The organism is Glycomyces amatae (genome assembly GCF_020991375.1).
Taxonomy (GTDB): Bacteria; Actinomycetota; Actinomycetes; order Mycobacteriales; family Micromonosporaceae; genus Glycomyces; species Glycomyces amatae.
This window is the reverse complement of record NZ_JAJLQZ010000045.1, coordinates 1-11,589: the sequence shown is the minus strand read 5'-3', so window position 1 is coordinate 11,589 and position 11,589 is coordinate 1. Positions and strand designations below refer to the sequence as shown.

Sequence of the window (11,589 nt, the reverse complement as noted above, 5' to 3'; positions counted from 1 at the left end):
CGACAGCAGCAGGTCCCGCAGCGCCGAGAACCCGAAAGCGGAGCGGTGGAGGTTCCGCTGCTTCATGTCGATCACGGCGGCGAGGACCTGGGTGTGGAAGGCATTGATACCGGCGGCCGCTGTATCGAGGGTGGCGCGCAGTTCCCTGGCTTGGGCGGCGCGGTCGGTGCCGATGAGAGAGGGAGCGTCGGGCGTAGTGGTGCTGGTGCTCATCGGGGACTCGCCTCCCTTGCCGTGTCGCTGTGCTCGAATACTTGCCTGGTTGTCGGTGATGCCGTACTCCATCAAGTGTGACAGGACGACTGCGGACTGTCATCGGTCGAAGGTATGAAAAACCGCCCGATCACCCCTAACTTTCGTCAGGGCCCCCTGCGGCCCAACACGAACCAACACCCCCACCACACCCCCGCACCCCGATTACCGCGGCCAGACGCCCGCCACCCCACCCCGGGCACCCGCCCACCCCACCGTCGCCGCCCGCCCTGACCCCGACCCCCGCAACCAGACGCTCATCACTCCACCTCAGCTCAAAGGACACCCCACTGTCGCCGCCCGCTCTGACTCCGACCCACCCGCCACCCGCACCCAGAAAACCGACCATGACCGAAGAGGACCCCTTCGTCGCCGCCCGCCCTGACCTCGAACGAGGCGACGTGGAGACCCGAAAGAGCTCCCGTCCCAAGTCCACCTCGTTGTCGCTGCCGCTTGAACCGCAACCGCAACGAAGCGCGAAGCCGATGACGCGCCCACGTGCGCGCCCTGCTCACCACCGCATACGCCGCCGCATGCGCCCCCGTACGCGGTGGTGAGAAGGCCCCTCCGCGCCTGTCCTGTCGGGCCTCCTCGGTCGTGCTGAACGCCCCGGCCGCGTCCCGCGTCCCGCGTCCCGCGACCCGCCGGGGCGCCCGGCCTACGCCACGGCCACCGAATCGAACACCGCCGTGCCCGGCTCCGAGCCGTCGTGCGAGGTCACGAACAGGCCCACCGCGGCCGGGCCCGTCACCGTCGCCGTCCCGACGTCGGTCCACGCCTCGCCGTCGCTCGACCACGCGGCCGTCACCGTGTCACCGGTCCTGCTCAGCCGCAGCCACACCGGCGCACCGGCCTCGGGTCCGGCCGCATCGGCGTCGAACCCGGACTGGAGGCGCACGCCGTTCGCGGGCGTCGCCATCAGCGCCGCGTACGGCGCCCCGGCCTCGGTGCCCTGCTTCCACATCACCCCGGCCTTCGCCCACTCGTCCGTGTTCTCCTGCGACACCACGCGGGCCGTGATCTGCCCGTCCCCTTCAAGGGCCTGATGGCAGAAGTGGAACTGGTCCGCGTCGCCCCACACGTCGTCCCCGGCGCCGATCACCGTCACCGTCCCCTCCGCGTCGAACACCGCGTCCCCGGGGACCTTCGGGTCGCCCACGTCCTCGCACGTCCACGGCTCGGGCACCGCGGGCGCCGTGTCCCGCACCGTGACCGAGTCGAACACGGCCGTGCTCCGCTCGCTCCCGTCGTGGGAGGTCGCGAACAGCCCCACCGTGGCCGCGCCCTCCAGCGCCGCGCTCGCGAACGGCTCCCAGCCGGACCCGTCGTCCGAGTGGAACGCCGTCACCGTCCCGCCTTCGCGCACCAGCCGCAGCCACACCGGCGCCGCCAGAGCAGGTCCGTCCACATCGGTGTCGAACCCGGTCTGGAGGTGCACGCCCTGGTCCGGCGTCGTCAGGGCCGCGACGTAGTCCGCCCCCGCCTCGGGGGCGGTCTTCACCATCACCCCGGCCTTCGCCCAGTCGTCGGTGTCCTCCTGCGACACCACCCGGGCGACGATCTCGCCGTCGCCGGCCAGCTCCTTGTGGCAGTAGTGGAACTGGTCGGCGTCGCCCCACACGTCGTCTCCGGCGCCGGTCACCGCGACCGTCCCGTCCGGGTCGAACGCGGCCTGCCCCGCCAGGGCCGGGTCGCCCACGTCCTGGCAGGTCCATCCCGCGGACGGGTCCCCGGCGTCGACTGCGACCGAGTCGAACACCGCCGTCGAGAACCGCGTGTTGTCGTGCGCGGTCGCGAACAGGCCGATCCGCGCGTCCGCGCTCATCGGCACCTCGGCCGAGCCGATCACCGCCCAGTCCTCGCCGTCGGCGGAGAGCTCCGCGGTGAACAGGTCGCCCTCCCGCGTCAAGCGCAGCCACGCCGCGCCCGCCTCGTAGTCGAAGCCGCCGCCGTCGGTGCCGAAGTCCGCCTGGAAGTGCGCCCCGTGCTCGGGCGTCACCGCGATCGACGCGTACGCCGCCCCTTCCGCGGTGGACTCCTTGACCATCACCCCGGCCTTCGCCCACGGGTTCGTGTCGGTCTGCGAGGTCAGCCGGGCGGTGATCGACCCGTCGCCCGCCAGCGCCTGATGCACGAAGTGGAACTCGTCGGTCGCGTCCCACACGTCCCAGCCCGCGCCGGTGACCGTGAACTCGCCGTCGTCGTAGCTGCTCAGCCCCAGCTGCGTCCGCTCGCCCACGTCCGTGGACTCCCACGGCGCGGGCGGGAGCGGCAGCTCGGTGAAGTGCGCGGTCACCGCCGCGTCCTCGTCCGGCACCGTGAACACGTGGTGCCGCTCGGCTCCCGTGGACCACGAGTCGAACGCGTACCGCTCCCCGCCCGCGTACTGCGGCGAGGCCGCGTCCAGCACGTACTCGGTGCCCACGACCATCCGCTTCACCGCCGTGCCCGTGTGGGGCCGCCCGTCGAGGGTGAACGCCAGGCCCGGCAGGTCCGCGCCCATGGTGACCTCCACGGTGTTCGGGTGCACGTCCACGAAGGCCGTGTCGGTCAGCCCTCCGGCGTCGGCGACGGTGAGGCTGATCCGGTAGAACGTGTTGTCCGCGCCGTGCGGCGCCGTCGGGATCGCGACCTCCCCTGCGGCGGCGCCGGTCTCGGGGCCGAAGAACGGGTGCACGTGGTCGGCGTGGTGGAACTGCACCGTCCACGTCATCGCCTCCGGTCCCAGCGGCCCGTCCTCGGGGTCGCTCCCCGAACCGGCGAAGGCGACCAGGTCGCCCGCGTCGTACCGCAGGCCCGTCGAGGGCGTCGCGATCACCGCCTCGGGCCTGAAGTTCCCGGCCTGCACCTCCACCGCGGCCTCGGCCGACTTGCCGCCGTCCGAGACGGTGAGCACCGCCTGGTAGACGCCCTCCTCGGCGTAGGTGTGCACCGGGTCCGGCTCGGTCGAGACGGCGCCGTCGCCGAAGTCCCACGCGTAGGTCAGATCGTCGCCGTCGGGGTCGTGCGAGCCCGCCGAGGAGAACGCCACCTCCAGCGGCGCCGCCCCCGAGTCCGGGGTCGCGGCCGCGGCGGCCTCCGGCGTCCGGTTCCCGCCCGAGGGCGCGATCCGGTACAGCTCGCCGGGGTAGATGTTCAGCTGGTACAGCGCGCCGTCCGGCCCCGTCTGCAACTCCACCGGGGTCCCCGCCTCGGTGTCGAAGTCGTGCACCGACACCACCGTCTCGAACGCCTCGTCCATCACCAGGTACTTGACGAACCCGAGCGTGTAGTCCGCGACGAACACCGCGTGCTCGTACGCCTCGCCGAGCAGCCCGCCTTCGTAGACCTCCACGGCCGAGATCGACCCGGCCGACGCGGGCGGCTCGGTGTGCGGGTAGGTCCACACCGGCTGCGCGTACGGGCAGTCCCCGCACACTCCCTCGACGTGCGGCCAGCCGTAGTTCGCGCCCCGCTCGATGAGGTTGAGCTCCTCGAACTCGGAGCCGCCCACGTCCCCGGCGAGGATCCTCCCCGCGTTCGGCCCGCCGGGGATCACGTCCCACCGGAAGGAGTTCCGCAGCCCGTACGCCCACACCGAGGGCTCCGCGCCGGGCGTGTCGACGAACGGGTTGTCCTCGGGGATCGACCCGTCCGGGTTGATCCGGTGCATCTTGCCGTGCACGTTCCCCAGGTTCGGCGGGTTCTGGTTGTTGGTGTTCATCCCCAGCGTCCAGTACAGCTTCCCGTCGGCGCCGAACCCGACGCTCCCGGAGTGGTGGAAGACGTTGGCCTCCTGCTGCGACCGGATGAGCACCAGCTCCGAGGCGGGGTCGATCTCGTGGCCGCTCATCGTGAAGCGGCTCAGCCGGTCCAGGTCGTCCGCCGCCGTGTAGCCCACGTACACGTACCCGTTCGACGCGAAGCCGGGGTCGAGTTCCAGGCCCAGGAGCCCCCGCTCGTCCGAGCCCGCCGTCGCCAGCTCGATGAGCGGGTGCTCGTGGAGCGACCCGTCCTCGACCAGCTGGATCGCTCCGTTCTTCTCGCCGACCAGGATGTCCCCGTCCGGCGTGAACCGGAACGAGGTCGGCTCCTCCAGGCCGTCGACGACGAGCAGCTTCTCGAACTCGGCCGGGGGAGCGGCCTCCGCAGCCCGGGACGGGACGATGATCAGTGCGGACGCCATCAGCGCCGCTGCGAACTTACCGCGCATGGGCGGCCTCCGGGGTCTCGTCCGACGTGTCCAGTCCGTGCTCGGTCAGCTCCCAGAAGTGCCGCTTGCTCGGGCGCAGCAGCTGCCCCAGCGCCTTGTAGGCGGCCACGCTCATCAGCCCCCAGTACAGCGGCACCGTGAGCATCGCCCGCACCGCCGGGTACAGGCCCCGCCTGAGGCAGCCGAGCATGAGCGCGTAGCACATGAGGGCGTTGCCCGCGATCATCGCGAGCATCCCGCCGTACAGCACCGCGGGCGGGAACAGCGGCTCCATCCATTCGGGCCCGAACACGAAGTACGACAGCGTCATCGCCCACATGACCGGGTTGATCAGCGTCGTCACCGTCGAGAACCCCAGCGTCAGGTGGATCGCGAGGGACTTCTTCGCCCCGAGCTCGCGCCACAGCCGCACGGGCTGCCGCGAGTGGACCAGCCAGGTCTGGAGGTAGCCCTTGATCCACCTGCTGCGCTGGCGGATCCAGTTGCCGAGCCGGGAGTTCGCCTCCTCCTCGGTGACCGAGGCGATCATGCGCACCTCCCAGCCGCGCCGGGCGATCCGGATGCCCAGGTCGGCGTCCTCGGTGACGTTGAACGGGTCCCAGCCGCCGAGGTCGCGCAGCGCGTCGGTCCGGAAGTGGTTCGACGTGCCGCCCAGGGGAATCGCCAGCCGGTGCCGGTCCATGCCGTGCAGTGTCAGGCTGAAGTTGGTGGCGTACTCGGCGGCGAAGCACCGGGTCAGCCAGTTCGTCCACGGGTTCCAGTACTGGAGCTCGGCCTGCACGCACACGACCCGCCGCGGCAGCAGCCGGAACGCGAGCGCGGCCTTGCGCAGCTGGTCGGGGTCGGGCCGGTCCTCGGCGTCGAAGACGACGCACAGCCCGCCGGCGGCCCGCGCCAGGCCCGTGTTGCAGGCCTTGGGCTTCGTCTTCGGCGCGGTGTCGGGGACGGTCACGATCCGGAAGGCCGGGCCGGGGCCGGCGGCCTCCAGCGCGGCGCGCGTCTCGGCGTCGTCGGCCTCCACCAGCATCAGGATCTCGAGCTTCTCGACCGGGTAGTCCAGGGCGGCCAGCCGCCTGACGAGCCCCGGCACCACCGCGGCCTCGCGGTAGAGCGGCACCAGCACGGTGTAGCGGGGCAGGTCGGCGTCGCCGACGGCCTCCAGGCTCCCCGGGTCGAAGCGCAGGACGCTGGAGGCGCCCGCGCCCCAGATCATCGCGAGCTTGAACCCGATGACGGCCAGGTAGAGGCCGATGAGGCCGAACATCGCGGCCTGCGCCCACTGGAGCGGGCTGGGGCCGAGTCCGGTGAGCAGGTGCGCGCCGATCGCGGCGGCGACGGCGCCGACCGCGGCGAGGGCCGCGGCGATCTGGCCGCGGCTGAGCAGCCGCTGGGCGCTGAGTCCGGTCGGCGGGGCGTCAGGCCCCTTGGGCGGTGCGGTCACCGGTCCCCCTCCTGGTCCGCGGCGCGGAAGACGAGCCGGTCGCCCTCCTCGTAGACCAGCTCGTAGTGCTCCTCCAGCTGCGGGGTGCCCCACAGGGCCTCCCAGACGTCGTCCTCGGCGCCGGGGGTGGCCCGCATGTAGATCCACTCGACGCCCGCCGCGCGCGGGTCGGCGAGGGCCTCCTCCCAGATCCGGTAGGAGCCCTCGTAGACGAGCGAACCGGTCGGCAGCCGCGACTCGAAGGTCACCGACTCGTTCTCGAACGACATCATGAGCGTGGTGCCGCCGTCGTGGTGCTCGCGCAGCCACGCGGCGACCGCGGCGTTGTCGGCCTCCCAGCCGCTCGCGCGGTACTCGGCGGCCTCGTCGAGCGTGACCGCCCCGTCCACGGCGACCGTGGCGCCCGCGACCACCGCGGCGGCGAACACCGCCGCGGGCAGCGCGCGGGCGGTCCGCCCGGTCCGCGGCCGCGGGAGCCGCCGCACCAGGAGCCCGACCAGGTATCCGGCGAAGACCGCCGCGGGGATGAGCATGACGAGTCCGAACCGCACGTTGTAGAGCGCCCCCATGACCTCCTCGACGTGCAGGGGCCGCTCGCCGGCGTAGAGGGCGTACACGAAGAACGGCGCGAACACCAGGAGCGCGTAGGGCGTCAGCCACTGGTGGCGCAGCCGCTTCACGGCCGCGTAGGCGATCAGGCCCGCGAGCCCCGTCGCGGCGGTGGCGATCCCGAGGTTGTGGAGTACGGCGAGGCCGTACGACTGGGCGGCGGTCCCGATCGACCCGACGTTGGCCTCGCCTTCGGCGACCCACAGGGACGAGTCGGCGTACTCGCCGGACCGCCAGTTCATCGGGTCGCCGAAGATCGCGAGGTTCCACGCCATCCAGCCGACGACCCCGGCGCCGGCGATGAAGCCGAAGACGAGCACCGAGCCTTCGGTGTGCGCGTAGCGCCGGTGGCGGCGCAGCGCGGTGTACGCGACGACCGCGAGCGCGACGGCGCACAGGATCCAGCCCTCGTAGCGGGTGAGCGTCGCGGCCAGCACCGCCGTCGAGGCGATCGCGAGGTCGCGCAGGCGCGACTCGACGCACCACCGGTGCAGGTGGTGGACCGCGACGATGGCGGAGGCGAACAGCAGCAGCTCGGTCATCGCGGTGGCCTGGAGGTACAGCACGTTCGGGTTGAGCGCGAACAGGCCCGCGGCGGTCACGCCTCCGGCCCAGTGCCCCGACAGCGAGGCCGCGTGCAGGTACAGGTACCGCGCGCACACCACATAGGACAGCATGGAGACGGCCGCCCCGGCGAGGCCGCTGGTGTACATCGCCTCCCACGCCGAGAGGGGGGCCGCGAGCAGGTGCGGCAGCGGCAGCCACACGCCGCCGAGCTGCGCGAGCCCGGCCGTGGGGCTGTCGACCACGCGCCGGGCGATGAGCAGGTGCGAGTTCGCGTCCTTGTACGCCAGCAGCAGGCCGTGGTCGGCGAAGTACAGGTAGGCCAGCACCGCGGCGACGGCGGCGGCCAGCGCCACGAGCGCCGCGCCGGGGTCCTTCGGGGCGGCGAGCCGCCGCACCCAGGCCAGGCGCCGGGCGTCGCGGACCATGTGGCCGTAGACGATCGCGAGGCTCGCGAGCGAGCGCACCACCACCGACAGGCGGGCCCCGGTCTGCTCGCCGTGCTCCCTCGGGTAGTGCTCGACCGGGTGCTCGACGATGCGGGAGCCGTCAGTGCTGATGTGGCACAGCAGCTCCGGCGAGATCGCGGCGGCCTGGCCGGTGAGCCGCAGGTCCTGGAGGAGGGCGCGGTCGATGAGCTTGTAGGCGCAGTCGACGTCCTTGCCGGGGACGCGCAGCAGGGCCTTGCACAGCACGGTCCAGACCTTGGCGTTGAGCCGCCGCCGCCACGGGTCGGCGCGGCGCCTGCGGTAGCCGATGACGGCGTCGGCCCGCTCGCGGCGCTTGAACTCGCGCAGCTCCACGAGGTCGTCGGCGTGGAACTGGCGGTCGGCGTCGGTCAGCAGGACCTCGCGGAACCCGGTGCGGCGCAGGGCGGTGTCGATGCCGGTGCGCACGGCGGCCCCGTAGCCGAGGTTGCGCTCGTGGTGGACGGCGATCACGCGGCCGGGGTGGGCGGCGGCGAGGCGGTCGATGAGCTCGCCGGTGCGGTCGTCGCTGCCGTCGTCGACGACGACGACGGCGTGCGGGATGCCCGCGCGGACCATGGTGCTCAGGAAGTCGTCGACCGTGGCGGCGATGTTCGCCTCCTCGCGGTAGGCGGGCATGACCACCGCGACGCCGTCAGTCGGCGGCGGTGCGGTCGGCGGTGCGGGCGAGTGCGGCTGGTGGGCGGCGATGATCGTCAAGGGTTGCTCCAAAGTGCTCGGTCGGCGGCGCCGGCTCGGTGCGGCGCCTGCGGAAGATCAGGTGGTTGCTCGCCAGGAAGGTCAGGAGCGCGCCGAATCCGACGCCGGCGGCGGCCGCGACCACGGGCCCGGTGAACCGCGACGCGAGCGCGAACACGCCCGTGTTGCAGGCCAGGCTGAGGGCGACGGTGGTCTGGAACGCGGCCCATCGGGCGGCGGCGGGGCGCGGGGAGGAGGGCGGGAGGCGTCGGTCCGACCATGTGAAGCGGGTGCTCAGCAGGAAGTTGACCTGGGCCGAGACGAGGAAGCCGACCGCGTTCGCGAGCGCGTCCGGGGCACCGGCTTCGCGGAGTGCGAGCAGTATGCCCGCCTGCACGGCGAAGCAGGTCGTCCCGACCGCCGCGAATAGGGCGAGTCGCAGTGGCGGCGGCCGGTGCCGATGCATTGAATGGTCCTCCAGTGGGCACGGCTGATAAACGCGTCGACTGGCGCCGTTTCGGCGGTGGACGCGCGTAGGCAATGGGAATGGCAATGGGAGTCGACCGCTCCATTGCGGTCGGACGGGTGTTCACGGATCGGGTTGTGTCCATCACCGTAGCGGGGAATGCGCTGGCAGCGGGTTCCCCTCGGAGCAGGCTTCTGTCACTCTCGGTTATTGAGGACTGTTGAATATCCCTTTTGCGGAGAAGGGGATTCGCCGCACGTCGTGCGTATGCGGGTGAACTGGACAGGTTGCGCGAACGCTATGCGTGACGGGCTGTCGGGAAATTTACTTTTCGCATTACCCGTTCAGGGGATGACTCGCGAGTAGCTTTATCGGGTTTTGAAATTCGGCTTCAGCACGGCGGACTCGGATGAAAGAGAATGATCGCTTTCGGATCATCGGCGGCGGCTTGAATCGGCGCTCGGGTTCGCATCGGTGCATAGGGGGCTCGCTTATGGACATTCATCGAAGATCATGGATGGGCGGAGGTCCGTGACCGGTTCCCTCAGTTTTTCAACCGGTTAGACGAAGGGTGTTTACAAGGGTGTCTTTTTGTGTGAATATCGAACTACTTCGATAGAACCCCCGCCCCTGGGGCGACGGACAAGGAGACGACGATGTCATCCACCAGACGATCGCGGAGGCGCCGCGTCGCCCTCGCGGCCGCCGCGGGCCTCATGCTCGCCTCGGCCGCGCTCGGCCTGCCGGTGCAGGCCCAGGAGGCCGACGACGTCTCGACGCAGGCGGTCGCCGTGTTCGACAACGGCCAGACCATCACCGACACCTCCGGCGACCTCATGCACGCCCACGGCGGCGGCATGCTCAAGGTCGGCAGCACCTACTACCTGGTCGGCGAGCAGCGCGACGGCTACCTGTTCGACCAGGTCAGCATGTACTCCTCCACCGACCTCGTGAACTGGACCTTCGAGAACGACATCCTCGCCGCCGAGTCGGACCCCGACCTCTCCCCGGCCAACATCGAGCGGCCCAAGGTCGTCTACAACGCCGAGTACGACCACTACGTGCTGTGGGCCCACAAGGAGAACGGCGTCGACTACGGCGACGCCGAAGTGGCCGTGGCGGTCTCCGACACCGTCGACGGCGACTACGACTACCGGGGCTCTTTCCGGCCCGCGGGCTTCGACTCCCGCGACATGACCCTGTTCGTGGACACCGACGGCGAGGCCTACCTCATCTCCGCGGCCGATGTGAACTACGACCTCAACGTCTACCGGCTCACCGACGACTACACCGCCATCGAGGAACTGGTCTACGTCTTCGACGGCTACCACCGCGAGGCCCCGGCGGTCTTCATCCGCAACGGCGTCTACTTCCTCGTGACCTCCGGCGCGACCGGCTGGAACGCCAACCAGACCCAGTACGCGACCACCACGAACTTCCCCGAGGGCTCGTGGTCGGGCTGGTCGAACGCCGGGAACTCCACCACCTACGGCTCCCAGTCCACGTTCGTCGTGCCCGTCACCGGCACCTCCGGCACCAGCTACCTCTACATGGGCGACCGCTGGGGCCCGCAGTGGGGCGGCAAGCCCATGGACTCGGAGTACGTGTGGCTGCCGATCAGCTTCCCCAGCAACACGAGCATGTCGCTGACCTGGTACTCGACCCTCAACATCGACACGGCCGCCGGAACGGTCCAAGGCGTGGTCGGCAACGACGACGGCAGCCCCTACGGCACGAAGTTCGTGAACGCGGCCTCCGGGCGCTGCGCGGACGTGCCGAGCGGATCGAGCACCGACGGCACGACCCTCATCCAGTACGACTGCTGGAACGGCGCGCCGCAGGCGTTCACGTTCGACCCGGTCTACCCCGGGTCGAAGGTCGGCTCGATCGCCAACACCGCGACCGGCAAGTGCTGGGACGTGCTCGACGAGTCCACGGCGGTCGGCGCTCCGGTCGGGCAGTGGGGCTGCTGGGCCGGTGGCAACCAGCGGTTCTCGCTGCGGGACGCGGGGAACGGCAACCACCTGATCGTGGCCCAGCACTCGGGGCTGTGCCTCCAGGCGGCCTCGACCGCGAACCACGCCGCGATCGTGCAGGCCACTTGCACGGGCGCCGCGAACCAGCAGTGGGCGGTGACCGTCCGATAGTTCGATAGAAGGTCGAAGGGGCCGCCGGGGGAGCGAGGTCTCCCGGTGGCCCTTCGGTGTGCTTGCGGCTCAGTCGGATTCGCACGTGCTGAGCGGCGACTCCGGTCCGCCCGCGGTCTTGAGGCCGCGACCCGCCGTCCGGTGCGGCCGCGACACCACGGACATGCCGGTGGCGGGGAAGTCGAAGCGCCCGACGGCATCAAGAACTACGTCCCGAGGCCGATTCTTCGGCCTCTGAGCCGCTGACGCTTGAGGTCCGGGCGAGCAGCGAGAAAGACGTCCGACCGACCCCGGCCGGTCCGGCTCCCGCCGGGTGCGGAGCCTTGAGGCGGCAGCGATGAGGTGGACGGCGGGGCGAGGAGGGGCCTGTGGGCGCCCGGTCGCGGGAGTCGGGGTCAGAGCGGGCGGCGACGGAGCGGTGGGCGGGTCCTGGGGTGGGATAGCGGGTGTCCGGTCGCAGGGGTCGGGGTCAGGGCGGGCGGCGACAACGGGGTGGTCGTGCACGGGGCGGGGACTTCGGCTTTGGGGTGGCGGCGGCTCGTGGTCAGGGCGGGCGGCGACGAAAGGGTGATCGTTGGCTGGGGCGGGGTTTCGGCTTTGGGGTGTGGGCATGCTGGGGGGCCCGGCCCCGTGGGGGTTCGGGCTGCGGGCCTGGTGGTGTGGTGTGGCCTCGCGTCCCCCAGCAGTCGCCTGCTGGGGCAGGGTAAGAACGGTGGTTCCCCGTAGTCGATGGGCCCGATCGGGACCACTGG

General features: G+C 71.3%; 6 protein-coding genes. 1 reads left to right on the top strand and 5 read right to left on the bottom strand.

What is annotated here, in order from left to right; all coding sequences use genetic code 11:
• The 5 genes from LO763_RS28420 to LO763_RS28400 all read right to left on the bottom strand — a co-directional run.
• On the bottom strand, positions 1–213 hold a 213-nt coding region (locus LO763_RS28420), incomplete at its 3' end, for a hypothetical protein (protein ID WP_230792160.1).
• Between the two features lie 697 nt (positions 214–910).
• Entirely contained in the window at positions 911–4,444 is a 3,534-nt protein-coding gene (locus tag LO763_RS28415; RefSeq protein WP_230792154.1) for a PQQ-dependent sugar dehydrogenase, read from the bottom strand.
• On the bottom strand, positions 4,434–5,885 hold the full coding sequence (locus LO763_RS28410) for a glycosyltransferase family 2 protein (RefSeq protein ID WP_230792152.1): 1,452 nt from the start codon (positions 5,883–5,885) through the stop codon (positions 4,434–4,436). The genes LO763_RS28415 and LO763_RS28410 overlap by 11 nt, the downstream gene beginning before the upstream one ends.
• Complete coding sequence (locus LO763_RS28405; protein ID WP_230792150.1) at positions 5,882–8,245, bottom strand: glycosyltransferase; 2,364 nt, start codon at positions 8,243–8,245, stop codon at positions 5,882–5,884. Before LO763_RS28405 ends, LO763_RS28410 begins: the two co-directional genes overlap by 4 nt.
• Positions 8,181–8,690, bottom strand: coding sequence for a GtrA family protein (locus LO763_RS28400; protein WP_230792148.1), 510 nt, complete (start codon positions 8,688–8,690; stop codon positions 8,181–8,183). Before LO763_RS28400 ends, LO763_RS28405 begins: the two co-directional genes overlap by 65 nt.
• Positions 8,691–9,346: 656 nt before the next feature.
• Between LO763_RS28400 and LO763_RS28395 the strand changes: the two genes are divergently transcribed.
• On the top strand, positions 9,347–10,837 hold the full coding sequence (locus LO763_RS28395; RefSeq protein ID WP_230792146.1) for an RICIN domain-containing protein: 1,491 nt from the start codon (positions 9,347–9,349) through the stop codon (positions 10,835–10,837).
• Positions 10,838–11,589: the final 752 nt, after the last annotated feature.

Coding starts and splice junctions, on each gene's coding strand:
- LO763_RS28415 (WP_230792154.1), bottom strand. CDS start 4,444: ATGCGCGGTAAGTTCGCAGCGGCGCTGATGGCGTCCGCACTGATCATC.
- LO763_RS28400 (WP_230792148.1), bottom strand. CDS start 8,690: ATGCATCGGCACCGGCCGCCGCCACTGCGACTCGCCCTATTCGCGGCG.
- LO763_RS28395 (WP_230792146.1), top strand. CDS start 9,347: ATGTCATCCACCAGACGATCGCGGAGGCGCCGCGTCGCCCTCGCGGCC.